The organism is Roseixanthobacter finlandensis, from assembly GCF_043195105.2.
In the GTDB taxonomy this organism is placed as follows: Bacteria; Pseudomonadota; Alphaproteobacteria; order Rhizobiales; family Xanthobacteraceae; genus NCEH01.
The window spans coordinates 1,004,813-1,030,164 of record NZ_CM195536.1 but is presented as its reverse complement, the minus strand read 5'-3'; the positions used below and the strand labels follow the sequence as shown (position 1 = coordinate 1,030,164).

Annotated in this window: 18 protein-coding genes and 1 pseudogene; 6 read left to right on the top strand and 13 right to left on the bottom strand. The window is 66.8% G+C overall.

Features of this window, described 5'->3' with window-relative positions:
• Positions 1 to 14 precede the first annotated feature (14 nt).
• The 6 genes from V5G24_RS04905 to V5G24_RS04880 form a co-directional block, all read right to left on the bottom strand.
• Positions 15 to 1,235, bottom strand: a complete 1,221-nt coding sequence (locus V5G24_RS04905; RefSeq protein WP_394080106.1) for an efflux RND transporter periplasmic adaptor subunit — start codon at positions 1,233 to 1,235, stop codon at positions 15 to 17.
• Positions 1,236 to 1,551: 316 nt separating this feature from the next.
• The gene (locus V5G24_RS04900) at positions 1,552 to 2,715 is read right to left on the bottom strand and encodes an FAD-dependent oxidoreductase (RefSeq protein WP_394080104.1); all 1,164 of its coding nucleotides are present in this window, start codon (positions 2,713 to 2,715) and stop codon (positions 1,552 to 1,554) included.
• Between the two features lie 527 nt (positions 2,716 to 3,242).
• Positions 3,243 to 3,455, bottom strand: a complete 213-nt coding sequence (locus V5G24_RS04895; RefSeq protein ID WP_394080102.1) for a hypothetical protein — start codon at positions 3,453 to 3,455, stop codon at positions 3,243 to 3,245.
• Positions 3,456 to 3,477: 22 nt separating this feature from the next.
• Positions 3,478 to 4,368 (bottom strand): S49 family peptidase, encoded by an 891-nt coding sequence (locus V5G24_RS04890; RefSeq protein WP_394080100.1) that lies wholly within the window; start codon positions 4,366 to 4,368, stop codon positions 3,478 to 3,480.
• Positions 4,369 to 4,482: 114 nt separating this feature from the next.
• The gene (locus tag V5G24_RS04885; protein ID WP_394080098.1) at positions 4,483 to 5,253 is read right to left on the bottom strand and encodes a tRNA1(Val) (adenine(37)-N6)-methyltransferase; all 771 of its coding nucleotides are present in this window, start codon (positions 5,251 to 5,253) and stop codon (positions 4,483 to 4,485) included.
• A 112-nt stretch (positions 5,254 to 5,365) separates the two neighbouring features.
• On the bottom strand, positions 5,366 to 5,587 hold the full coding sequence (locus V5G24_RS04880; RefSeq protein ID WP_394080096.1) for a putative signal transducing protein: 222 nt from the start codon (positions 5,585 to 5,587) through the stop codon (positions 5,366 to 5,368).
• A gap of 113 nt (positions 5,588 to 5,700) precedes the next feature.
• Here V5G24_RS04880 and V5G24_RS04875 point away from each other — a divergent pair, with 113 nt between their 5' ends.
• Together V5G24_RS04875 and V5G24_RS04870 are read left to right on the top strand one after the other, a co-directional pair.
• Positions 5,701 to 6,708: a polyprenyl synthetase family protein gene (locus V5G24_RS04875; RefSeq protein ID WP_394080094.1), complete on the top strand. Its 1,008-nt coding sequence runs from the start codon at positions 5,701 to 5,703 to the stop codon at positions 6,706 to 6,708.
• Between the two features lie 189 nt (positions 6,709 to 6,897).
• Positions 6,898 to 9,852 (top strand): DUF4114 domain-containing protein, encoded by a 2,955-nt coding sequence (locus V5G24_RS04870; RefSeq protein ID WP_394080092.1) that lies wholly within the window; start codon positions 6,898 to 6,900, stop codon positions 9,850 to 9,852.
• Between the two features lie 4 nt (positions 9,853 to 9,856).
• Here the strand turns inward: V5G24_RS04870 and V5G24_RS04865 are convergent, their stop codons facing one another.
• Positions 9,857 to 10,177, bottom strand: coding sequence for a YnfA family protein (locus V5G24_RS04865; protein ID WP_394080090.1), 321 nt, complete (start codon positions 10,175 to 10,177; stop codon positions 9,857 to 9,859).
• Positions 10,174 to 11,043 (bottom strand): 4-(cytidine 5'-diphospho)-2-C-methyl-D-erythritol kinase, encoded by an 870-nt coding sequence (locus V5G24_RS04860; protein WP_394080088.1) that lies wholly within the window; start codon positions 11,041 to 11,043, stop codon positions 10,174 to 10,176. Before V5G24_RS04860 ends, V5G24_RS04865 begins: the two co-directional genes overlap by 4 nt.
• A gap of 214 nt (positions 11,044 to 11,257) precedes the next feature.
• On the opposite strand from V5G24_RS04860, the pseudogene V5G24_RS04855 reads away from it, so the two are divergent.
• The 4 genes and pseudogenes from V5G24_RS04855 to V5G24_RS04840 form a co-directional block, all read left to right on the top strand.
• Positions 11,258 to 13,081, top strand: a pseudogene (locus V5G24_RS04855) (tetratricopeptide repeat protein); the annotation flags it as partial.
• Positions 13,082 to 13,722: 641 nt separating this feature from the next.
• Positions 13,723 to 14,253 carry a class I SAM-dependent methyltransferase gene (locus tag V5G24_RS04850; protein WP_394080086.1) on the top strand — a complete coding sequence of 177 codons (531 nt, stop codon included), beginning with the start codon at positions 13,723 to 13,725 and terminating at the stop codon, positions 14,251 to 14,253.
• 35 nt (positions 14,254 to 14,288) lie between these two features.
• Positions 14,289 to 16,748, top strand: a complete 2,460-nt coding sequence (locus V5G24_RS04845) for a glycosyltransferase (protein WP_394080084.1) — start codon at positions 14,289 to 14,291, stop codon at positions 16,746 to 16,748.
• Complete coding sequence (locus tag V5G24_RS04840) at positions 16,745 to 19,228, top strand: hypothetical protein (protein ID WP_394080082.1); 2,484 nt, start codon at positions 16,745 to 16,747, stop codon at positions 19,226 to 19,228. Before V5G24_RS04845 ends, V5G24_RS04840 begins: the two co-directional genes overlap by 4 nt.
• Positions 19,229 to 19,385: 157 nt before the next feature.
• Here the strand turns inward: V5G24_RS04840 and V5G24_RS04835 are convergent, their stop codons facing one another.
• The 5 genes from V5G24_RS04835 to V5G24_RS04815 form a co-directional block, all read right to left on the bottom strand.
• Entirely contained in the window at positions 19,386 to 20,708 is a 1,323-nt protein-coding gene (locus tag V5G24_RS04835; protein ID WP_394080080.1) for an HlyD family type I secretion periplasmic adaptor subunit, read from the bottom strand.
• Positions 20,708 to 22,435 carry a type I secretion system permease/ATPase gene (locus V5G24_RS04830; RefSeq protein WP_394080078.1) on the bottom strand — a complete coding sequence of 576 codons (1,728 nt, stop codon included), beginning with the start codon at positions 22,433 to 22,435 and terminating at the stop codon, positions 20,708 to 20,710. The genes V5G24_RS04835 and V5G24_RS04830 overlap by 1 nt, the downstream gene beginning before the upstream one ends.
• Positions 22,436 to 22,524: 89 nt before the next feature.
• Positions 22,525 to 23,760, bottom strand: coding sequence for a glycosyltransferase (locus V5G24_RS04825; RefSeq protein WP_394080076.1), 1,236 nt, complete (start codon positions 23,758 to 23,760; stop codon positions 22,525 to 22,527).
• A gap of 2 nt (positions 23,761 to 23,762) precedes the next feature.
• Positions 23,763 to 24,596 (bottom strand): SapC family protein, encoded by an 834-nt coding sequence (locus V5G24_RS04820; RefSeq protein ID WP_394080074.1) that lies wholly within the window; start codon positions 24,594 to 24,596, stop codon positions 23,763 to 23,765.
• An 11-nt stretch (positions 24,597 to 24,607) separates the two neighbouring features.
• Complete coding sequence (locus V5G24_RS04815) at positions 24,608 to 25,342, bottom strand: SapC family protein (RefSeq protein ID WP_394080072.1); 735 nt, start codon at positions 25,340 to 25,342, stop codon at positions 24,608 to 24,610.
• Positions 25,343 to 25,352 lie beyond the last annotated feature (10 nt).

Sequence of the window (25,352 nt, the reverse complement as noted above, 5' to 3'; positions counted from 1 at the left end):
GCGCGCGAGGATGCTCAAAACGGCGGCGGCGGCATGCCGGGGCCGCGCGTCACGCGCTGCGCCGAGGGATCGGCCGAGGTGACGACAAGTTCGCCCTCCTTCAGCCCTTCGGTGATCTGCACCTGGGTGCGGCTGGAGAGGCCGGTCTTCACGGCGCGGGTCTGCACCTCGCCATTCACCAGCACGCGGACGGTGGCTTCGTTGCGCGCCTCGCGCTTGCTGCCGCCGCGGGCCACCGGGCGCACCGCGCTCGGCGGCACCAGCAGCGCATCCTTCGCGCCGCCGAGCATGAAGAACACCTGCGCGCTCATGGAGGTCATCAGCAGCCGCTCGGGGTTCGGCACGTCGATCAGCACGTTGTAGAGCACCACGTCGTTGACCGTGTCGGGCGTCGGCAGCACCTGCACCACTTTCGCCGTGAAGCGCCGGTCCGGCATGCCGAGCGTGGTGAAATACACCTCCATGCCCACCTTCACCTTGGGAATATCGGCCTCGGCCACCTGCGCCCACACCTGCATGGTGTCGAGATCGGCGACGCGCAGGATGATGGGGGCGGTCTGGTTGGCATTCAGCGTCTGGCCCTCCACCGAGGTGATGGAAACCACGGTGCCAGTGATGGGCGCGAAGATCTCGGTGTAGCCGAGATTGGCGACATCCCCGTCCAGAGTCGCCTGAGTCTGCTTGATCTGGGCTTGCAGCGCCGCGATCTTGGCTTCGCCGATGCGCACTGTGGCAGCGGCGGCATCCGCCGTATCCTGGCTGCCGGCCTTGCTGGCGAGCAGGCGCGTGGCGCGGTCGTCGCGCAATTTATCGAGGTCGAGCTGGGCCCGCTGCTGGGCGAGCTGCGCCTTCAGATTGTCGAGCTGCGCCTGATCGCCGATCACCTTGGTCTGGTAGACGGTGGGGTCGATCTGCGCGACCAACTGGCCCTTCTGGACCCCGTCGCCGATGGCCACCAGGACCTTGCGCAACTGGCCCGACACCTGGGTGCCCACGTCCACATAGGTCTTGGGCTTGATGGTGCCGAGCGCGGTCACCGTCTGCTGGATGTCGCCGCGCACCACCGGCACCGTGGCGAGGCCCGGCGTCGCAGTCGCGCCGGAAAGGCCGTAGGCATAATAGCCGCCCGCCCCCGCCAGCACCGCGACCGCCCCGGCGATCCACCAGGCGCGCCGCCCGCGCCGTTTCCCGGCAGGTGGCGCGAACACCCCCGCCTGTTCCGATTTCTGAAGCATCACCGATCCGCCACGCGGCCCTAAGCCCGACTGGCGCCAAGGATAAGCGGCACGTGACCTTGGGTTCAGTGAATTCCCTGTAACGTTGGGGAAGAAACGTTTCCGCGCATTTCCGTCCGCCGCACGCCTCGCCCCCTGGCGGAGACAGCCTGGGACCGATCGCCATTCATGGCTTGACGCCGTTGCAGCAGATCCTCGTCATGCACGGGCGTGTATTCCCCAAAGCCGACAATTCCTGGCGGCGGCGATCTGAAGGTCTGCTTGCCGTCGGGCGTTACGGCGGACTTCGAACCGTCGCGGACATTCAAGATCGTCATCACGAAGCCGGCGGCTTAGGAGCGCCGACGCCCTCTACCTGACCGCGATTGAAGAGAGCAACCACACTGTGAGGCGCATCGACGCCGAAGAACCGCTCGTGGTTGCGGGCGGTCTCATCGGCGACATCCGCGCTTCGGGGAAACAGCTTGCTCTCGTACGCTGCGAGCGCGGCGTCGATGTCATCCGGCGTGGCGATGATCGCTTGGGCGAGCTCAGCGCCGTCAAGCAAGGCGAGATTGGCCCCCTCCCCCGCGAAGGGGGACATCAGATGCGCCGCGTCGCCCACCAGGGTCAGGCCAGGCGTGCGCTTCCAGCTATGACCGACGGGAAGCGCATAGATGGGGCGCAGAATGGGGGTTGTGTCGCTCTCCGTAATCAGGGCGGTCAGTTGAGGCGCCCAACCCGCGAACTGTTCGGCGACATGGGCAAGACCGGCTCTTGCATCGGCGAAGTCCAGGGTTGCGAACCAAGCCTCCGGCCTGTTCAGGGCGACGTAGGAACCAAGCGTTCCATCGGCATAGCGGTGCGAGAGGACGCCTTTGCCTTGCGTGACGGCCATCAGAGTGCCGTCGCCGATCGCGTCGGCGCTGGCCTTGAGGCGCGTATCGCCATCGAACACGGTCGTCTCGATGAACGAGGTGCCAGTGTAGCCGGGCGTCGCGTCCGAAAGTAGCGGGCGGACCTTCGACCAAGCGCCGTCGGCGCCCACGAGCAGGTCCGATACGGCTGCGGAACCGTTGGCGAAAATGATTTCGTGCCGCCCTTCTCCGCGTGGCTCGATGGCGATGACCTTGTGACCCCATTTGATCGCTTGAGGCGGAAGGGCGTCGATTAGCATCTGACGCAGATCGCCCCGGTCGATTTCGGGACGATCCCCTCCATGGCTCCCGGGCTTGTCGAAGAGGATATGGCCGTCCTTGTCGACGATCCGCTTGGCGTCTTCGCCGGGTCGAACGAGGCCGAGGAAGGTCTCGAAAAGTCCTGCGGCCTTGAGGGCGATCTGGCCGTTGTGCTCGTGGATATCGAGCAATCCTCCCTGCGTTCTTGCGCTCGCAGAGACCTCAGCTTCGTAGATTGTCGCCGGGATGCCGTGGAGATGCAGAACACGGGCGAGGGTCAGGCCGCCGAGGCCGGCGCCGATGATCGTTATGGGGTTAAGCATGGTCGCGCTCCTGCCGTCGCTTGCCAGCAGCACCCAAGGGCTCTGATCGCAGCGATGGCCTTTTGGTCAGGCGGTTGGTTTGGGAGACGCTGGCCTGGCCGCGCGAGACGCTGGCCAGGATGCATGCGACGGCCTGCGGACAGGCTGTCATTTTTCGCGACACCGTTAGCTTACAGCAATCGACGGCGCGCAACAATCACGAGGACCGTCTTACGAGTGAGGGAAGGCGCGCCGTACATGGACATCTACCCCGAACAGACGATCAGCATGTCCACGCGTGGCGCCGGAGTCGGAGTCGGTCATTGTCGGTAGCGGTGTATCCCCGTCATTTGAGGGCGGGTCCCGGGGATCCCCGCGACACCGCTGGCACCGGCTCTTCAAGGCCCGCAGGTTCGGCCCGGCGTAAACGGCCGGGACGCGCCCGGCCATGGTGGGCAAAAGACGACGACCGGTGAAGGAAAGACCATGGCGCTCACCTGCCGTCCGGCGCCTCGGCCATCCACCACGCCGCAGAATGTCGATCCGCCTTAGCCTTGGCGAGGACGATAGGTGCCGGTCTTGGGATCACGCACCAGCACCTGGACCTTTTCCTGATCCACCGGCCCGGCGGCGGACGTCTGGCCGCCGGTCGCGCGATGGGCATCCATGGTTTCGCTGACGCGGCGCCCCTCGCGCGCCAGGAACCGCGCGGCGGCCACCGCGCCCACGGCGCCCAGCATGACGATCAGAAACGCAGGCATGGCCTTTCCCCTTGCTTGACGATCACAGCCCGTAGCGCGCCCACAGGGCCCGTTCCTCGGCAACGCCCGCGAGGCCCTGGGCCAGCCCCGCCCCGGCAGCGCCAGCGGAGGGCAGCGCGCTGCCCACGCCCGGCACGCGCCGTCCGAGCCAGCCGCCCGGCGCCGTGATCAGCGGCGTGCGCACCGCGCGCCCGTAGCGCGCCTGGAGAATCTCCCGCAGATCGCCGATGCCGTCCGCGAGCCCCAGCGAAAGCGCCTGCGCGCCGGCCCAGAACTCGCCGGAAAACAACATCTCGTCCTCGCCCGACAGCACCGGGCCGCGCCGGCGGCGCACGAGGTCGGCGAACATCTGGTGGATCTCGCGCTGCAAGGCCTTCAGCCGCTCCACATCCTCTTCCCGCTCGGGCTGGAACGGGTCGAGCATCATCTTGCGGGTGCCGGCGGTGTGGACGCGCCGCTCGATGCCGAAGCGCTCGATCAGCTTGTCGAAGCCGAAGCCGGCGGAGATGACGCCGATGGAGCCGACCACGGAAGAGGGATCGACGAAGATCTCGTCCGCCGCGCAGGCGATCATATAGCCACCGGAGGCCGCCACATCCTCCACGAAGGCGAAGACATGCTTCTCCTTCTCCTCGGCCAAGGCGCGGATGCGCTTGTGGATGAGGTGGGACTGAACCGGCGCGCCGCCCGGCGAATTGATGATGAGCGCCACCGCGGGCGCCTTCTTCACCGCGAACGCGCGGTCCAGCGTCTTGGCGACGCCGGCGAGCGTCAGGCTCTGCTGGAACGGCGCGCTCATGCCGATGGTGCCGGAAAGGCGGACCACCGGCACCGTCGTCAGGTCATTGCGCCAGCGGGCGGGCAGAAGGCGGCGAAAGCCGCTTTGCAGGGAGGCGAGGAAGGAATCGTCCATGAACACCTGTGTCGGGGCACATTCCGGTGAATTCATGGTGCGCGGTCGCAACGGCAAGGGCAATCGCCCTTGTTGCCGCAAAGCCAGCCGGTGAACGGCCTCGCCCCCGCACGCCTATCCCATGTCGAGCGCCGCGCCGTCGCTCAGGATCGCCTGGGCCCGCGCGCCCGGCGCGCCGTCCGCCTCCGCCAGGATCAGGCCGGGCAGGATCGCAGGCGCCGTGCGGCGCCCCTTGATGGCGCGGGCGATCAGCCGCACCGCCGGAGCCTCCGGCCGGGGATGAACCGGCAGCAGCCGCACGGCGCCGAACCGGCCCTCCAGCGCCGCAAGCAGGGCGGAAAGATCCTCCGGCCGCAGGATCATGGCGAGCGTGCCGCCCGGCGCGAGGCAGCGATAGGCGGCGGTGGCCCAGTCCCTCAGCGTTTCGGCATCGGCCATATGGGCGCGCGCGCGGCCCGCGTCGGGGGAGGTCTGGTGGGCCTGCGTGGCATTGAAGGGCGGGTTCGCCAGCACCAGGTCGAGGCTATCGGCGGCGGGACGCGGCGGCCCGCCGGGCCGCGCGAGGGCCAGCACATCGGCACACACCACGGCGCAGCGCTCGGAAAACCCGTTGGCCACAACGTTCCGCCCGGCAAGATCAGTGAGCGCCGGGTCGATCTCGACCAGCACCGCCTCGGCCTGCGGCAAATGCAGCAAGGCGGCGAGGCCCGCGCTGCCCACCCCGGCGCCGAAATCGGCGAGGCGGCGGGCCTCGCGCGGCGCGGCGGCGGCGAGCAGAATGGCGTCATGGCCCACGCGATGGCCCTTTTCCGGCTGGCACAGCACGAGCCGCCCGCCCAGCACGCGGTCCTGTGTCACAGCGGGCGGTAAAGGCTCGGGGCTCATGCGGCCAAGCCTCGGGTGCGTGCCCGGTTCAGGGCAACGGGAAAAGGCCCTATCTCATTGTCCAGGCGCGTGTTTTTCATGTGAACCAGCGTCCGCTCCGCGCGCAAACGGGCTAATCGCACAGCACGTCGCCGAGGCCCGCCTCTCGCAGCAGGCGGCGTCCCTGCGCGAGGTCCTCGTCCAGCACCAGGACCCGGCGAGGAATGACACCGATGGAGCCTTCCAGCGCGCTCACATAGCTGTCCGCGACCATATGGCCGATATCGGCGGCGGTCAGCAGCGCCTCGATGGCGGAAATCAGCACCAGATCATTGGTCCGCACCAGATCGCGCATCAATTCTCCGTCGGATTTGCGCCGGGGCGGCGTTCCGGGTACGCCTCACGCTTGCACGGCACCCATCGCCATCCCTATGGTGCCGCCCACAGAATGACAAGCGGGAGCGTTTCTTGGCCGTCGTCCTTCCGTTCGAGCCGACCGACCCATCCATCGAGGCCCTCGTCCGCCTGGTGAAGGGGGACATGGAGCGCGTGAACGCCACCATTCTGGCCCGCACCGGCTCGGATGTGGCGATGATCCCCGAGGTCGCGAACCACCTGATCTCGGGTGGCGGGAAGCGGCTGCGCCCCATGCTGACCCTCGCCTGCGCCGCGCTCAGCGGCTATCGCGGCGAAGGCCATGTGAAGCTCGCCGCCTCGGTGGAGTTCATGCACACCGCCACTTTGCTGCACGACGACGTGGTCGACGAGAGCGACATGCGGCGCGGCAAGCTCGCCGCCCGCAAGCTGTGGGGCAATGAGGCGAGCGTGCTGGTGGGCGACTTCCTGCTCGGCCAGGCGTTCAAAATGATGGTGGAGGTGGGCTCGCTGCAATGCCTCGACATCCTCTCCAACGCTGCCTGCGTGATCGCCGAGGGCGAGGTGATGCAGCTCGCCGCCGCCAAGAATACCGAGACCTCGGAAGATGATTATCTCGCCGTGATCCGCGGCAAGACGGCCGAATTGTTCGCCGCCGCGTGCGAAGTCGGCGCGGTGCTGGGCGCCCGCCCGAAACCGGAACAAGGCGCGTGCCGCTCCTACGGCATGAACCTCGGCATCGCCTTCCAGCTCGTGGACGATGCGCTGGACTATGGCGGCAGCCAAGCCAAGCTCGGCAAGAATGTCGGCGATGATTTCCGCGAGGGCAAGATCACCTTGCCGGTGGTGCTCGCCTTCCGCCGGGGCGATGCGCAGGAACGCGCCTTCTGGCAGCGCAGCCTGGAGCAGAACGCGTGCGAGGATGCCGAGCTCGAACAGGCCATCCACCTGCTCACCAAGCATCGCGCGCTGGTGGATACCATCGAGCGGGCGCGTCATTATGGCGCCATCGCCAAGGACGCCCTCGCCTTGTTCCCGCCGGGCGGGGCCAAGGACGCCTTGATGGAAGCCGTGGATTTCTGCATCTCCCGCGCGCACTGAGCCCGCATTTGTCGCTCATCGCGCCTGTTCTCGGCTCACCTCGCATCAACATCGGTTTCCGCTCAAACTGTTGCTGCGGTGCGATGGTGTGGTAAAATTGGTGCGTATGGCCGGAACTCCGGTTCCATCGCGGTAGGTCCAAGCTTAAGGTGACTGCGGTTTTTCGGGGTGCGGGGGAGCACACGATCCATGGTCGCGATTACTTACGACGTCGTCGACAATTCCAGCTTCCTAGACGCGAATGCGTTCCAGCTCGCCACCAACCAACAGTTTACGGACGCGCGCGCCGGCACCCAGACCGACGCTCTCTTCAGGTCGCTCTACGGTGCCACCAGCGTCACCGCCGCGACCGGGACAGACGCGCTCATTAATGTGGCGCTGACGCTGAACCGGGAGAATGATCCAACCGCCCTGCTGGAAAGCTCCTGGGCGGAACGGCAAGTCGCTCTGGCGAGCCAGACCGAGGTCTGGAACACCTATGGCGCGAACCCGCTGACCTATCAGGCGGTCATCGATTATATCAACGCCCCTGCGAACGGGATTGGCGCAAGCGCGCTCTTGACCGACCCCGGCTATATTTCCTCGGCCGAGTCCCGCACCGTCTGGCTCCAACTGACACCGGCCCAGTTCGAAAGCCTCTTCAACACGCCATTGCTGACGGTCGCGGACGGAAGCGACGTCTTCTATGCATGGGCCGGCAATCTGTCCCTGCCTGAATCGATTTTCGGCAGCGTGCGCGGACTGTGGGTGGATCAGAACGTCTCCGTCGTGACGCCCGCCGTGGCGACCGGCGTTTCCGCTTATACGCCGCCGACAGGCGACCAGGGCATTGGCAATGGCGGCAACGCGGTCGTTTCCACGCCGGCCGTGATCGCCGATGCCTATAATTTTCCGCTCGATTCCAGCATCGCCACACCCGCCATCGCGCTCGTCGAACCCCCCACGCAGGATCCCGCGACGCTTCTCGCCGGCATCAACGCCTATCGCGCCGCGCTCAATCTGCCGGCCATGACGGCGGAGCAATTCCAGGTCTTGCCAGGTGCCGATCCCACCGGCTGGACCGGCTTCATCGATGAAACGGCCCTCGACATATCGGTGGTCGCATCCGCCGCCCCGAACAGCACCCAGCTGCTCTATAGTTTCGTCGGCGACACGCATTTTACCTCATACCAGCAAGCCATCTGGGATCTGGTGAATAATCCCGGCATCCTCACCTCCTCGTTCCCGGAAGATGCCGAGCCAACACCCAATTCGCTTTTCTATCTTGCCTATTCGGATCTGTTCACCGACGCGGCCTTGCGCAACATGTCGGTGTTTCTCTCGTCCGGCGACGGTGGCTCGCAGACTGAATATGGCAGCGGCAGCCCCTTGCTGCGAACCTCGCACACGGTCTCCACCACCATCGTGGTGGGCGGGACGTCCATCAGCACGCTGGCCAGCGCGCAGTCCGACCCGACCCTCGCCACCGGGGTGCCCGCGAGCGATCTGGTCGCGCAAGTGATGTCCGATACGCCGAACCTGGATCTGCTGATGGCGATGACCGCCGCCGGCCTGACCACGCTCCCCACCAACATGGTTGCGAACAGTGACCCGACCCAGACCGACCCGCTGCTCCGCCTGTTCGAGACCACCTGGAACAATTATTACTTCAGCTATTCCAAATCGGGTAAGGGCGAATTAAGTCCCTCCTACAGCTCCAACAATTCCAGCAGCGGCGGCGTCGACACCACCCAGGGCACGCCGAGCTACCAGACCGATTTCGGCCTCACCCCCACCAGCATCGGCCCCACCGTTGCGACCGGCCGCGGTGCGCCGGACGTGTCGGCGCTCGCATCGGGGAATGCCTTTTATTATGTGCTCAGCGCCTCTTACCTGAACGATCCAAGCACCGGGACCCTCACCCACGGGGACGGCGGCACCAGCGCCGCAACGCCGCTCTGGGCCTCGTTGACGGCACAGTTCGACGCTGTTTTCGAGAACCAGCATCTGCCGCAGCTCGGCTATTATAACGACTTGCTCTATATGGCCGCCGCCATTGCCCCCGGCGCGTTCAACGACATCTCGCTCGGCAACAACATCTCCACCTATTATGTGGCGACGAAAGACACCCCGGGCGCGGTCTTGGACGAGAACAGCGGCGATTATGTCGTTCCAACCGGCCTCGGGTTCGATGCCGAGTCGGGCTATGATTACACCACCGGGCTCGGCTCCCCGAACGGCTTGCTGCTCGCCCGAGCCCTGACCGCCATCGCCCATGCGCAGATCTATTCCGATGCGCCCGCCGTGCTCGGCATCGTCGACACCACCCACGCGGTGAGTGACGCGAGCCAGACCCTGCTGGTGCAATCCCAGGGGATGGACGGCAGCTTCTCCCTTTCGGCCGGCGGCCAAAGCTTCACGGCCCAAGGCGGCGGCGGCGATCTGGCCTGGACCAGCCGGCTCGCCCAACAATCCCTGCAAAGCGATTTCGATCCCGATCTGGTGCGTGTCTTCGATGGCGTCGGGCAGGCAACCCCCGGCTCGATCCATGTGGCGAACGGTGCCGCCCTCTCCGCGACCTCAGGCACGGATGCCCTGGCGCTCTACCAGGCCGCGCTCACTTCGACCTTCGGGTTCGCCGCGTTCGGAACCGAGGATGCCGCCGTGACGCTCGCCCGCCCCGTCGCCATCGCCGAGACCGCCGGCGGCGCCAACAGCCAGGACGTGGTGGTGCGCCTGCGCCAGAACGGCGCCGACGAGACCCACCTGACCTTCTACAAGGTGGATGATCTGAACGGCGATATCGGCGGCCTCGCGCCGGGCGCGGCCGGCTATGCCGACGCGGCGCAGGCCCGCGCCTATCACACCGTCGACGGACAGACCTCCATCGACGGCCCGGGCTGGGGCAATTACGCCCAGACCGAGATTACCAGGGTCAATACCGGCGACATCATCGCCATGAAGCTCACCAACGGGGCCAACACCTTCTGGGGGTTCGCGCAGGCCAATGAGCAGGCCGACGGCGCGGGCGTGACCCATCTGTGGAGCTACGGGCTCAACACCTGGGGCTGGGAGGATCTGGCCGGCGGCGGCGACCACGATTACAATGATTTGATCGTGCAGCTGGATTTCACCAGCACCAGCGGCGACGGCTGGCTGATCTGATCCCTCAGCCGCGCGGCCCAAACACGATGACCGCCGCGCCGGCAAGGCAGAGCGCGGCGCCGATGGCGTCATAGCGATCCGGCCGCACGCCCTCCACGCCCCACATCCAGGCCAGCGAGCCGACGATATAGATGCCGCCATAGGCCGCGAACGCCCGCCCGGCGGCGGCGGACTCCACCAGCGTCAGCGCCCCGGCGAACACCGCGAGGCTGGCGAAGCCGGGCACCAGCCACCAATGGGACCCGTCCCCCCGCACCACGTGCCAGAAAGCGAAGCAGCCGGCGATCTCGGCGAGCGCCGCGACGACATAAGCAAGAAGGGTCATCGCAGCACCGTGGGGCGCACCCACCAATCGGGATGGGCCGCGCTCACGGCCTTGGCGAGCCCGGCGGCATCGCGGCACGTGTCGGTGAGCGCGAACACCGTCGCGCCCGAGCCGGACATGCGCACGAACCGGACGCGGGGATCGGATTGCAGCAGGGCCTTCACATGCCCGATCTGCGGGGCCACGCTTTGCGCGGGCGGCTCCAAATCATTGGGGGTGCGGGCGAGAAAATCCAGCAAAGCGGCGCGCCCGGCCGGTATCGCCTCGCCATGGGGCGGACCGGGCAAGTCCTCGCCCGGCTGCAGGCCGAGGGCGCGAAACACCGGCGCGGTCGGCACCGCCACGCGGCAGTTCACCAGCACCGCCGGCAGCGGCGGCAAATCGAGCGGCGGCGAGAGCTGGTCGCCCACCCCGCGCATCATGCGCGCACGCGGCGCGAGGCACACCGGCACATCCGAGCCCACCACCCGCGCGGCGTCGATCACGCGCGGATCGGCCAGATCCAGGCCGTTGAGCTGGGCCAGCAGGCGCAGGGCGGCCGCCGCGTCGGAGGATCCGCCGCCAATCCCCGCCGCCACCGGCAGGCGCTTCAGGAGATGGAACCGCCCGAGTCGCAGCCCGCCGACCCGTTCCCGAAGGGCATCAGCCGCGCGCAACACCAGATTCTCGCCCTGGGGGCCGGCGGCCGGCGCGGTGGGCCCGGTCACTTCGAGGCCGAACGCCGCATCTGGCGCTAGGGAAAGCAGGTCAGCTGCCCCTGCGAAGCTCACGAGACTCGCGAGATCGTGAAACCCGTCCGCGCGCCGGCGCAGGACGCGCAATGTCAGATTGACCTTTGCCGGAGCGCGCGCCACAAGCTTTTGCATGATTTTGGCTTATGGCGTGCCGGCCCGCGGACCGCAAGCGGCGTCGAAAGACAGAACCGCTGACGTAACTTGCGAGGTTTGCGGAAAGTCGCCATCCTCCCGCCATGTGGCGCGGTTTCTCTCAGCCCCACGCTCCTTCCAGGATTTCTGCCCGGTGAAGATTTCGCTCATTCGCTCGCCCCTGGCCATCGCGGCCGCTTTCTGCGTGTCGTTGATGACGGTGGCGCCCGGCGCCGCGCGGGCGGATTTTCCGCCCATCTCCGATGCCACCCTCTCGGGCAGTTACCTCGCGGCGCGCCTCGCCGGCTCGGAACGCGACACCGAGGCCGCCGTTGCCTATCTGCGCGCGCTGCTCAAGCTCGATCCGCGCAATGACGAGGTGGTGGAACGCGCCTTCTTCGCCATGCTGGTGGACGGCGACGTCGAAGAAGCCATGCCGCTCGCCGACCGGCTGGTGAAGGTGGATCGGTCCCACCGCATCGCCCGCCTCGCCTTGGCGACGCGCGCCATCAAGGCCGCGAAATACACCACCGCGCGGACCAATCTGTCCCTGTCGGTGCGCGGCCCCATCGGCGATCTCACGGCCACATTGCTCGCCGCCTGGACCATGGTCGGCTCCGGCACGCCCAAGGCCGGCGTCGAAATGATCGACCGCCTGCAGGGACCGGACTGGTACGCCAGCTTCAAGAACCTGCATGCCGGGCTGATCCTCGACGTTAGCGGCAACAAGAAGGAAGCCGGCAAGCGCCTGGAACTGGCGATGAAGACAGAGCCGGTCACGCTGCGGGCGATCGACGCTTATGCCCGCTGGGCCTCGCGCAATGGCGAGACCGAGGCCGCCATCGCGGCTTACAGGAATTTCGACAAGCTGATGCCGCGCCACCCGCTGGTGGAAGCCGCGCTGAAGGAACTCGAGGCGGGGCACCAATTGCCGCCGCTGGTGCGCACGCCCCAGGAGGGTGCGGCCGAAGTGCTCTACGGCCTCGGCGCGGCGCTCGCGCGCCAGGGCGGCGAGGACCTCGCGCTGGTCTATCTGCAACTCGGCCTCTGGCTCGATCCCGACCATCCGCTGGCCGGCCTGTCGCTCGCGGACCTCTATGAGCAGCTCAAGCAGCCGGAAAAGGCGATCCAGGTCTATGACAAGATCCCCGCCTCCTCGCCCCTGAAGCGCAATGCCGAGGTGCAGCTGGCGATTAATCTCGACGCCACCGACAAGACCGCCGAGGCCCGCAAGCATCTCGAAGCGCTCATCAAGGCCAATCCGAAGGATCTGGAGGCGCTGGTCGCTCTCGCCGGCATCGAGCGGGGCCGCAAGATGTTCGGCGAATGCGCCGCCACCTACAGCAAAGCCCTCGCCCTGCTGCCGGACCCGACGCGGGCCAATTGGGCGCTCTATTATTTCCGCGGCATCTGCAACGAGCGCAGCAAGAACTGGCCGGCGGCCGAGGCCGATCTGAAGAAGGCGCTGCAACTCTATCCCGACCAGCCGCACGTGCTGAATTATCTCGGCTATTCGTGGGTCGACCAGGGCACCAACCTCGACCAAGGCATCGCCATGATCCGCAAGGCCGTGGAGCTGCGGCCCGACGACGGCTACATCGTCGACAGCCTCGGTTGGGCCAATTTCAAGCTCGGCCGCTATGACGACGCGGTTTCGGACCTCGAGCGCGCGGTGGAGCTGAAGCCGCAGGATCCGGTCATCAACGACCATCTCGGGGACGCCTATTGGAAGGTGGGCCGGCGTCTGGAAGCCACCTTCCAGTGGAATCATGCGCGCGACCTTAAGCCCGAGCCGGAAGACCTCGGCAAGATCGTCAAGAAGATCAAGGACGGCCTCGACACGACCACGCCCGAAGGTGCTGCCCCGGCCGATGCCCCGGTGAAAAAGGCGGAAGATGCAAAACCTGCGGAGGCCAAGCCCGCGGACATAAAGACCGGTGCGGACAAGCCAGCCGTGGATGCTCCCGCCCCAGCCGATATCCCAAAGGCCGATGCGCCCAAGGGTGACACTCCCAAGGTCGACGCGCCCACGGCGGATGCACCGAAGGCGGATGCACCCTCACCTGCCGATGCACCCAAATCCGATGCACCCAAAACCGACGCACCGAAGACCGATGCACCGAAGGCGGACGGGCAGAAGAGCAATTGAGGGCACGGCCGGCGCCGGGCCTCGCGAACGGAGCAGAAAAAGGGGCCGCACGGCCCCTTTTTTCATGAGCCTGGTCCTCGATCCACCGCCCCTTCTCGGCGCCCTCTTCTCGGCGCCCCTTGCGCCCCTTGCGCACCCCTTTGCCTCGCGTGCGTTCCTCAGGAAATCTGCCAGGAAACCCGCCAGGAAACCCGCCTCGCCATGCTTCAGAAATCAGCGGCGCGGCCATGACGTCGGCGGGCGCGATTCGCCCGCGCGCCCGGCTCTGGCAGAGGCGGGCACATCATGTTATTTAAGAACAAATTCAATCTGCCCTCCAGGTGACGAAAAGCGGGGCGGAAGACCCCAAAACGATCCAAACAAGGGCTGCCGAAGCGTGGCAAGGGAGACGATAATTGCCGGCGGACGAGATTGAGCGCTTGCAGCGATGGGTCCTGAACGTCGGATCCGGTCCTGCGACACGCAAAGGACTCCACCCGGCCTTTCATCGCCAGGAATGGACCGAGGTCCGTCTTGATATCGAACCGCGCGTGGCACCCGACATCGTCGGCAGCATGGTCTCCATGCCGCAGATCAAGGATGGCAGCTTCGACGCCGTCTGGTCCTCGCACAATGTGGAGCATCTGCACGCCCACGAAGTGCCGCTGGCCATGGCGGAATTCCGCAGGATTCTGAGCGGCGACGGATTCGCCCTGATCACCTGCCCCGACATCGCCAGCATCGCCAAGCTGGTGGCGGATGGCCGGCTGGAAGACGTCGCTTATGTCTCGCCGGCGGGGCCGATCACGGCGCTGGACATGCTGTTCGGCCATTCCGCCTCGGTCGCGGCCGGGCAGAGCCATATGGCCCATAACACCGGCTTCACCTTGCGGCGGCTGGCGGACAAGCTGGTGGCCGCCGGGTTCCGGGAGGTGCGCGCCATGAAAGGCGGCTCCTACGATCTGTGGGTTCTGGCGCTCGTCGGCTCCATGGATCTGGCCAACCACTGCCTGTCCGGCACGCCGCAAGCGGCGTTGCTGCAAGACCCCCGCGAAGCAGCGCCCCGCGCGCGCACGGCCTAGGCCCCGCCCATGGGTCCGCGCCGGTGACCGGGACCGTGGACCAGCGCGCCTCGCGAACGGGATTGCAGACCGCGCGCGGGTCACTTCTACTCGGGCTGAAAGCCGATACCGCCGAGGCGGCGGTTCGTCCGCTGATCGCCCTCGCGGAGGCCGAGCGCGATACACGCGGCAAAGCGGTGGACGCGCCGGCCGACCTACTGCGCCTCGCTTATGCCTATCTGATGCTGGGCCGGGCCGAGGGGGCCGTGCGGGCCGCGCGCCGGCTGATCGCGCTCGATCCGCATGAGGCGAGCGCGGCGGCCATCCTGTTCAGCCACGGCACCGCCGCCGAGGAGGAGCAGGCCGCGTTGCGCCTCGCGGGCACCGCCGCCGAGCCCGGCCTGCGTGGGGCCGCGCTGCGCGCCCTGCGGGCGATCGGCCACGCGGCCTTCGCCCATCTCGAGTGGTCCGCCGGCCGCCTGCACGGATTCGCCACATGGCCGGCGGACGCGACCGCCGCCCTGGTTTTCCTCACCCCGGACGGACAGGAGAGCTGGACGCTCGACCCGCAGGGCGACCACCCCCTGGCCGCGCCATTCGGGCGCGCCGCCGCGATCGAACTTTCCCTACCGCCGGCGGACGCCCATGTGTTCGTGCGCGTGGGAGACCAGCGGTACGGCCTGGTGCGGCAGACCGCGCCGGAGCCGGTTCCTGCCCGCCGCGCGCCCGCCCCCCAGGATGGACGGGACGATGAACGGGGCGAACATCTCACCCTCCTCATTCCGGTCCATGACGATGCGGCGGCAACGCAGCGCTGCATCGAAAGCGTGCTGGCGCACCGCCCCTCGATCGACACCCGCATTCTGCTGGTGGCGGACGATCCGCCGGACGACAACCTGCGCGCCTATCTGGCCGGGCTTTCCGCGCCCCATCTCGACATTCTGGACAACCCGCTCAACCTCGGCTTCGTGCGCTCGGTCAATCGCGGCATCGCCGCGATCCCGCACGGGGACATCTTGCTGCTGAACGCCGATACGGTGCTGCCGGCGCGGTTCGCCGAACGGCTGCGCGCCGCCGCCTATGGCGCCGAGGATATCGGAACGGTGGTTCCGCTCTCCAATAATGGGGAGTTCGTGAGCCTGCCGGTTCCGTTCCGCGCCAATCCCCTGCCCGACGCCAAGGCGCTGGCACGCATCGACGCGAGCGCCGAGCGGACCAATGGCGGCGTCGTCATCGACCTGCCGAGCGGCATCGGCTTCTGCCTCTACATCACCCGCCGCTGCCTCGACGATGTCGGCCATTTATCGGGAGGCTGGGGGCGCGGCTATCTGGAAGATGCCGACTTCTGCCTGCGCGCGCGCGCCTTCGGCTGGCGCAATGTGTGCGCGGCGGACCTTTATGTGGGGCATGAGGGCACGCGCTCCTTCAAGGGCGAGAAGCGCGGCCTCGTGGTGCGCAACCTCAAGCGCCTCGGCGCCGCGTTTCCCACCTATGAGGCGGCGTGCGGAAGCTTCGTGGCCGCCGATCCCTTGCGCGGCGTGCGCGCCGCCATCGAAGCCGACCTGCCCCCGGACAGTCGCCCCGTGCGCCTGCTGGTGCACGGACCGAACCTCGCCACGGCTGCGGACGCGCTGCTGCACGCGCATGGAGAAGACGCGGCCGCGCCGGTGCTGCGCGCCGCGCTCAAGGGCCGCCCCGGCGCCTGGCACCTCTATCTTTCAGCCTCGGACGGCGGCTTTCCGCAAAATCTGCGTTTCGACCTCGCGAACCCCGAGGATGCGTTCGCGCTCGCCGCCGATCTCGCCCGGCGCCCGCTCGCGCAGATCGAGGTGCTCGGCCATGAAGCGCTGCCGGATGCTCTCTGGCAGATTCTGTGCGGCCTCGGTGTTTCGATCGAGGTGCGCATCCATGCGCTGCCGGTTCGCCCGGGCACGACCGCCCGGCTCTGGCCCGTCTTCGCCGAGCCGGCCATCGGCGCCGTGTCGCCGGCCCATGAGCAGATCGCACAAGCGGTGCGCGGCCAGCGCCTCGTGCTGCCGTGGAAAGTGCGGGACGCGGCCGGCCCGTTCCGGACGACCGCGCGGGCGACGGTGCCGCTGAGCGATGCGCCGATCGGCCTGCTGCTGCCCCATCCGGAGGCGCGCGCCCACGGGCTTGCGCATGCGCTCTCCCTGGCACTGAGGGCCGCGGGCGCGGGCAATGCGCTGTTCGTGCTCGGCTCGAGCCTCGACGACCGTGCCCTTGCCAGCCTTCCCGAACTGGTGGTGCTGGGTCCCGTGCAGGCCCATGAGGCGGCGGACCTGATGGCCGCGCTGGAGATCGGCCGCATCGTCATCGCCGACCGCGAAGGGCTCGGCCATCCGCTGGCCATGGCGGCGGGGCGCAGCAATTTACCATGCGCGTTCTTTGGCGTAGGCACCGGTGCCATCGGCGATCTGGTTCTTGCGCCGGACATGGCAAATTCCGAAGCTGTCCGGTACATCCTTGACTGGATCAGGAGCCTGCCCCCGCAATGAATTCCGCTCTCCCTGCCCTGTCCGAGATGGTGGCCATCGGCGTGCCCATGGCATGCGGCGTGCGGGCGGCATTCGGCGCCTCGGGCGAGACCGGCTTCTCCGGTTTCGTCATGGACCCGGAAGACCTCACGCGGCGCCATGTGGTGGAATTGCTGGTGGACGGCGTGCCGATCCAGGTCACGCGCGCGGACCTGTTCCATCCGGTGCTCGCCGAAGCGGGGATCGGCGATGGCTGCTACGGTTTCCAGTTCCTCGTCCCCGCCCCGGTGCATGCCAGCGCCACCCGCTTTGAGGCGCGGCTGGCCAATGTGGACGAAGTCCTGCCCCTGACCGAGCCGGTCGAGCCGGCGGGCGAGGCCGCGCGCGGCCATGTGGAATGGCTCGGCAACCTCAGGTTCCGCGGCTGGGTGCGCCAGCCCGGCTCGGGCGAGGATGCCGCCACGCCGCGTATTCTGGTGGCGGTGGATGGCGATGCGGTGATGGACGTCCCGGCGGACCGCTGGGGCGGCGCCTTCGCCGATGGCGTGCTCCAGCCGGTGCGCGGCTTTGATCTGGAATTGCCGCAAACCCTCGCCGACGGGCGCCTGCATCAGGCCGTATTCACCATCGCCGGCCCATCGGTCGGCAGCTGGGACATCAGCGGCGGGCAGGAGATGAGCACAGAACAGGAGATCGGTGCAGGGCAGGCGGTGGGCAATGGGCAGCCGGTGGGCGGCGCCGCCGTGCCTTTCCTGGCCTTCGCCGATCCGGTGCGTGCGCTGCTCGAGCGCCAATTTCCAGACGACGGGTCGGACCGGCATTCCGAAGCGGTCCGCATCGACCTGCACGAAAAGCTGTTTCCCCGCTCCCTCCCCTTCACCGAATACGAAGCCTGGTGCGCCGCACAGCCCCCCGCGCCGGCGCTCGCGCTGCCCGAAGGCACGGCGGCGGAGCAACTCGCTTTGGTCTTTCTGGGGGAAGACGCGCTCGACGTCTCCTTCGGCGCACTTCAGCACCAAGGCGGGCAATGGGTCGCCGGCGCATTGCCGAGCGATGGCGCCAAGGCGAATTTCGATCCCGCACCGCTGGGTGCCTTCATGACCGGCGAGGCGCGGAACAGCACCGCCTTCGCCTTCCTCCCCGCCGGCGCGCGCCTGCGGCCCGGCGGCGTGACGCGGATCGCCCAGGCGCTGGCGGACCATCCCCGCGCCATCATGCTGTTCGCCGACGTGGATGTGGAAGAGGCCGATGGCACCGTCTGGCCCCTCGCCTTCCCCGCCGCCGATTATGAACGCAGCCTGGAGCAGGGGTTTGCCGCCCGCTGCTTCGTGCTGCGCACGCCGGCCCTGCGCACGGCGCTGAAGCGCGGCGCCAATTCCGTCTTCCGGCTGGCCAATTTCCTTTATGACTTTCATCCGCTGCCGGTCGGCGCCATCGTTCATATGCCGGGCGCGCTGGCGCGGGTGCCGGCGGCGTGCCTGCGACGAGGACACGCCGCCTTGAACCGGGCGACGGCGGAACATCTCGCCGTCACCAAGCAGATCGCCCGACAGGCGATCGCGATCGGCGAATGCCTGCCCGCCGTGCGCATTGCCCGGGCGCCACCGCGCGAACGCGTCGACCTGGTTGTGGATGCGGCCTCATATCCGGCATTGGCGGAACGCTGCCTGCGGGCGGCGTTGCCGGCCCTGCGCCGTGTCGATGGGGAGTTGATCATCATCCTGCCCCCCGGCAAGGTGAATCCGGCCCTGGCGCCGCTGCTTTCCCCTCTGCCCAAGGTCAAAGTGCTGCAACGCGCCAATCCACGCGGCGCCGAAACCTTCAATGCGGTGGTGGCGGGCGCGGAAGGCCAGTCGGTGATCTTCCTTTCCGGCGGCATGGCCCCCCTCAACGAGGATTGGCTCGACGAACTGCGCTGCCGGCTGGAGGGACGCGACACGGGCGCCGTGGCGCCGCTCGTGATCGACGCGGAGGACCATGTCTGCGACGCGGGCTATGTGCTCGGCCCCAACCTTGATGTGGTGCGCGCCTTCGCCGGCCGGCGGATCTCGGACCCCGGCTATGGCGATCTGCTGCGCGTGGCGCACGAGGTCTCGGCGCTGAGCTTCGATTGCGTGGCCGTGCGGCCCGCGCTCCTGCGCGATCTCGGTGGCCTGGATGCGCTGCGCTTCCCCACCTTCTTTGCCGGCATCGACGCCAGCCTGCGGCTGCGGGCACGCGGCAAGCGCCTGGTGATGACGCCGAACGCCGTGGTGCGCGACCTTGCGCCGGGCCGAATCGGCACTTCAGCGCTCGGCCGCTCGCCGCTGGCGGCCGCCCGCGCCCGGGAATTGCGGAGCCTACGCGCACGCTGGAGCGCCACCCTCGCGCAGGACCTGCTTTACAATCCCATCCTGACCCGGGAGGGGGCACCCTATAGCGCCTTGTGCTGGCCGCCGATGCGTCCCGCTCCCCGGATTGCCGAGCCGCAGCCGCCGCAGGGCTGGCCGGCCGGGCTTTGACGCCGCTTCGAGCGCACCGGCGCCGGTGCGCGCCCGAAAAACGCCTCACCCGCGATATTTGAAGCGCTGCCCGACCACCCGATCCGCGAAAAGGGGCGTCCCGCTGAAGGGGCGTGGAGCCTCCTTCAGCCCGACCAAGGAAGCCGATCAAGCGTGCTCAGCGCTCGCGCAGGGCGGTGGAAAGCCGATCGATCAGCGGACTCAGCAGATATTGCATCACCGTGCGCCGTCCGGTGGGCATGATGGCCGTGGCATTCATGCCGGGCATCAGCTTGTCGTTGATCTCCTCCGGGATCGACTTGCGGTCCACATCCACCTCCACGGCATAATAGGATGCGGTGGTCGGCGAATCCTGTTGCGCATCGGCGCTCACGGTGCGGATCTTGCCCTTCATCGACATGCTGCCGTAGGACTGGAACTGTGGCAGCTGGATCCGCACATCCTCGCCGATCAGCACACGATCGATATCGACGGGCAGGACCTTGGAGCGGATGACGAGCGTGTCGGAGGCGGGCACGATATCCATAATCGGGTCGCCCGCCCGGATCACGCCGCCGATGGTGAACACCTTCATCTGCTGCACGATGCCGGAAACCGGCGCCTTGATCTCGATGCGGGAGAGGGTGTCCTGGGCCACAACGATCTGCTGGCGCGCATCTCCGATGGCCTTGCGCACGTCTGAAACGAGATTGGCCGCTTCCTGGCGGTACTCCTTGCGCAATTGCTCGGCCTGGGCACTGAGCTCGCGAAGCCGCTCCTGCCCCTTGGCTTCTGCGACGGTCGCAGCGTCGATCTGCCCCTGCATGGTCAGCTGCTGGCGCTCCGTGGCCGCGATCCGGGGAACCGAGACGAGCCCCTTCGCCTTCAACTCGCGCAGAGCCTCCAATTCCTGATTCACGGTCACCAGCTGTTCCTGGTTGTTGGTGCGCTGGATCTGGGCCTGTTCGATATCCCGCTGCGCCTGCAGGGCCTGCGAGGCATTGACATTGAGCGTCCCGAGCAGGGAATCGCGGCGGGCCTCGAACTGCTTCTTGTTGTCGTTCACCGCATCCGCCACGATCGGGTCTTTCATCATGGCGGTGACTTCCGGCGGAAACGTAATGCTGTCCGCCATGTTGCGCTGCGCTTCCAGGCGCGCTTCCAGGACCAGGGCCTGCGCCAATTGCTTGCGATAAAGCTGCGCGGTCGCCTCGGAGCGGGTAGGATCAAGGCGCAGCAGCACATCGCCCGCATTCACGACGCTTCCGTCCCGCACCAGGATCTCGCCGACGATGCCGCCCTCCAGGTGCTGGATGGTCTTGCGGTTGGATTCCACCGAGACGACGCCGCTGGCGATCACCGCGCTGTCGATGCGGGCGAACGTCGCCCATCCCAGCGTCCCCGCCAGCGAGAGCGCAACGATCAGATACCCCCAGGAAAGCACGGCCTTCCAGTCGCTCGGCGCCACTGGCGCCTTCAGAAGATAGGAATTGTCGAGCATCAGGCTTCCCGATCATCGCGATCGCCGCCGATCACCGTCAAGGCGGGCGTAGCCTTCAGGCGTGGCAGGCGGTTGACGATATTGTCCCGGTCCCCATGGGCTTGGACCGCGCCCCCGTTGAGCACCAGGAGGTCGTCGCAAAAGGCGAGCAAGCTCATGCGGTGCGTCACCAATATCACCACCTTTTCGCCAGAACGCAGGCGCTGGATCGCGCTTCCGAGCGCTTGCTCGCCGACCGAATCGAGATTGGCATTCGGCTCGTCCATGACGATGAGATAGGGATCGCCGAACACAGCGCGGGCCATGGCGATGCGCTGGCGCTGGCCGCCCGACAGCACATAGCCGCCAGGCCCGATCGGGGTATTGAAACCATCCGGCAGGCTGCGGATCACGTCCTGGACGCCGGCGATCTCAACCGCCTCCACCAGCATCTGCGTATCCTCGCATTGAACCGGATCGAACCGCGCGATGTTCTGCGCCACCGTTCCGGGCATGAACTCCACGTCCTGGGGCACATATCCGACCAGGCGCCCGAGTTCGTCCGGGTTCCAATGGGTGAAATCGTGATCGCCGAGTGAAATGGTGCCACGGCGCGGAGTCCAGATATTCACCAGCAGGCGCGCGAGGCAGGATTTGCCCGCCCCCGAGGGGCCGACGATCGCCAGCACACGGCCTGGATAGACCGTGAAGGAGACGTCGCTGATGATAACCTTGTCGCTGCCCGGCGCCGCGCCCCAGATGCGCGACACGATGAACGGGCCGTCCGGGCGCGGCAAGGAGATGCGCTGCGCGCGCTCCGCCCCCAGAAAGGCAGCGTCCAACCGATGACGCGCCGGGGCAAATCGGCTGATGGCTTCCCAGTTGGAGATCAGAGCTTCGATGGGATAAACGCCCCGCATGATCAGCATCATCGCGATGAACATAGCGGTTTGATCCACCTGTTCGGCCATCACCAGCAAGGCACCCACGGCGAAAACCGCAACGTACAGGCTGGCTTGCACGAAACGCGATGCCGATCGCACAATGCCCGCGCGCCGCCCCGCCTCCTCGCGCCATCCCAGCATCGCGGAATGCATCAAATGCCAGCGGTCGCGCAAGGGCGGCATCATGCCCAGCGCACGCGCGGTTTCCGAATTACGCGACAGGGCGGCGCCGAACTCGCTGGTCGCGCCGGCGACCTTGAGATAGCGCGAGCTATCCTCGCGCACCACCCACTGATTGAACAGCGACAGGCCACTCAGGATCAAAATCGCCGCCAGCGAAACTGCCCCGTAGAGCCAGTGAATCATGAACAAGCAGGCAATGAGGACGGGCGACCAAAGGGCATCGAAGAGCCCCGTCACCACCCGACCGGTCAGAAACTCCCGAACGAAATCCAGGTCGGCAAGGGTGGTGGCCGTCAATCTGTTGGCGGCGTCCTCACGATGCAGCGTGGCGAAGAACGCCTTGCTGAGGCGCGCATCCAGCGCAATTCCAATGCGGCCCAGCGCCTTTTCCCGGATATGATCAATGATGGCGCCCATCACCATCAAGAACAGCGCAATAATCACAAGAACAGCCAGGGAACTCAGGCTGCGGCTGGGCAGAACACGCGAACTTACCAGATAACCAAACAAGGGCCCGACGAGAAAAAAGATCGGAAGAAACGCACTCAACAGAAACAACCCGACATACGCCGGAATGAGATCTCGGATCGCAATAAATGTTGGGGAATTCGCTCGGGTCATACGCAATCCCAGATTTCGACACACGCAACATAGCACATTGCTGCGCTGCGGTCAGAGGGCTGCCAACTGCCCATTGCAGATCATTTACCCTAACGTAAGGCCAGAAGATCATCGGCGAGAGCCAATTGACGCTGAACGCAATCGGCAACGGCAAAGCGGCGAACCACGCTCGCGCGCGCTTCGCGCCGGATGCCATCAAACGCCCGCGGCGTGTCGAGCGCCTGGATCATCCTCTGCGCCAAATAGTGGTGCGAGAAGAAGGGCGTCAGCAGCCCGGTGTGACCGTCCCATATCACCTCCCGGACCGGAGCCGTGTCCGAGCCCACCACCAGGCAACCGGCGGACATTGCCTCGAGCAAAGACCAGGACAACACAAACGGATAGGTGAGATAGGCGTGCACCGCGGAGACCTGAAGCACCTTCAGGAAGACCTTGCGCGGCACGTGGCCAAGAAAAAACACCCGGGACATATCGAGCTGCCCGGCCACCTCGGTCGCGAAAACCTCGCGCCAGCTTCGCCCGTCCACCGAGCGCCGGCCGTAGGATACATCAGTGCCGCCGACGATCAGCACGCGCGCATCGCGGTGCGCATTGAGCACCTCGGGCAAGGATCGCATGAAGATGTGAAAACCCCGATAGGGCTCAAGATTGCGCGCCACATAGGTGATGATCTTCTCGCCCGCCCGCAACGTGCCCGCGCCGCCCGACAGGACAAGCTGCGCCGTGGGGTCGGGAATCGCGTCCTCCACGTCGATGCCATCATGAATGACTTTGATCTTGCTGTGCATCTCCGCGGGATAGACGCTGCGCTGCCATTCGGTGGGCGCGACGCCGCAATCGGCCTGGAGCAAAGACAGCGCCATGGTTGCATTGTTCATTTCGATGCGCACCAGGCCGTCCATTCCGAACTGCGGGAATTCCGTATCGAATCCCACATCCGCACCACGCGCGTGATAGAAGAATTCGCAAAACATCACGATCTTGGCCTGCGGAAAGATGGTTCGCAAAGGCAAGGTCTCGCCCCATCCGGGATGAGCGTAGATGATGTCCGGCTCGGCGCCGTTACTGCGAACCGCATTGGACAGATAGACCAATTGTTCAGCGCGGTAGCATTCGCTATTGAAGCGACGCGCGAACGGATGGACCCCCTCCGCCCCGTGCAGCTCCGGTTCGAAATTATACTTCAGCAGCGTCACGCCCGGCAGAGGCTGGGCCGTGTTCGAACCGAAGGCAAACACGCGCCATCCCGGCCGCGCCGCCAGCGCCGCAGCCAGATGCCGATATTGCGCCGGGAAACTATTGTGCACGAACAGAGCGGTGGGCATGCTCAGGTCGACTCCGCCCCGTTTGCGGCCAAGGCATCCAGGGGCACGAGGTCACTCTCATCCATCGCGAAATTCAGGGCGCTGAGATTGGCCGAGTCCGCGGCGGGCACGGCCTGCGGCGTTCCGGTCTCCGGCGTCTCGATGCGATGGACCTCCGTGCCGAGATTCGCATGCAGCATTCGCCGCGAGAACAGCAGGCAGAACAGCAGTTGCGAGCCCAGCATGCTGGGCTTTGCCAGCAGCGCGGCACGCGCCGCCGTAACCGCCGCCAGGCGCTCGGTTGCGACCGTCCAGAGCGTGCCCCCCTCGCGCGAGGGGCCGATGGGCAGCAGCAGATCGGCCAGGATCAATTGCTCGGCCGCAAGGGCCAGGGCCGCGTTTCCCGCCTCCGCGCGCAACAACAGCCGCATCAGCTCGACCACCGCCTGGCTGGCGGTGCCGTCTTCGCTGACGATCGGCATGCCCTCCGACTGCATCTGGGTCGACAAAAGCATGTCGGAGACCAGGACCGTCACCTTGGGGTCGCCCTCGCCCGGAGTCAGGGCGATGGTGAACGGAAGGCAGCGCAGCCGCAGCGGCACATAGGGGCGCGACCACCGCCCCTCGCCATCCAGGAGCGGGTGCCGCAGCAGGCGCCCAGAGAGGCCGGCCACGACCTGGACTTTCTGGCGCGTGGTTTCCACCAGGATCGGCAAATGATGGCTGGCCTGGAGCAATTCGGATTCGGCAAGCGCGACGCGCTCCATCGCTTCGGCAAAAGCAAAGCTGCGCGGGCGAGACCAGAGGCTCGTCTCACTTTGCCGAATGGGCCGAAAGCCGAAGATATCCTGATCCACGTTTTCTCTTCTCACGCCGAGGCAAGGCCTGCAAGTTGCCGCGGGGCGAGGGCCCGCCGCGCATTCTGGTACAGCACGCTGGCACGATACAGCGAGAGGGCGTGCGCGTTCAGAAGGCGCATGCCGGCAAGGCCGAAAGTCTGCACGAACGGCCGGAACGCATCGCTGGCAAAGGCGCTCGGCCGCAGGATGAGAAACGCAGGGAACGGGCCGAGCGGCGGTTCCTCGGGCAATCCCATCACCCAGGGCTCGAGCAGGCCCGCGGCATCCAGATGCGCGCTCATTTCGCGGGTGATGTCATAGGCGGAACGAAAATATGCGGCGGCGTACATGCGCTGCGTGCTGGCTTTGCTCGGCGTCCCGTTCGACGCCAGGATCGTGGCCCCGTTGTTATCCGGTTCGTCGGCGACCGCATCATCCACGAACATGCTGCTGGTCGGCAGGTCTGGTGGACTGGCGAACGGATATGCCTGGAGCAGCAGCGGCAGCGCGCGGGTGATGCGCAACGCATTGGGCGCATGCCCTTCGCCGCGGGTCAGAAACGAGCGGAGCGCAAGCAGCTCAGCTCCGCCTTCGTCGCGCAACCACACGAGCGGATACCAAGCCGCCAGGTCAAGCGCCTCCATGTGCACGACCGGGATGACCTGTTGTTCGCGGACCACCTGGTAAGCCCACGGCGAGAAGATCCGGCGATACCCCACATCGCCTTCCAATCGTAACAGGCGCGAATAAAGGCCCTCGAACATAAGCGGTCTT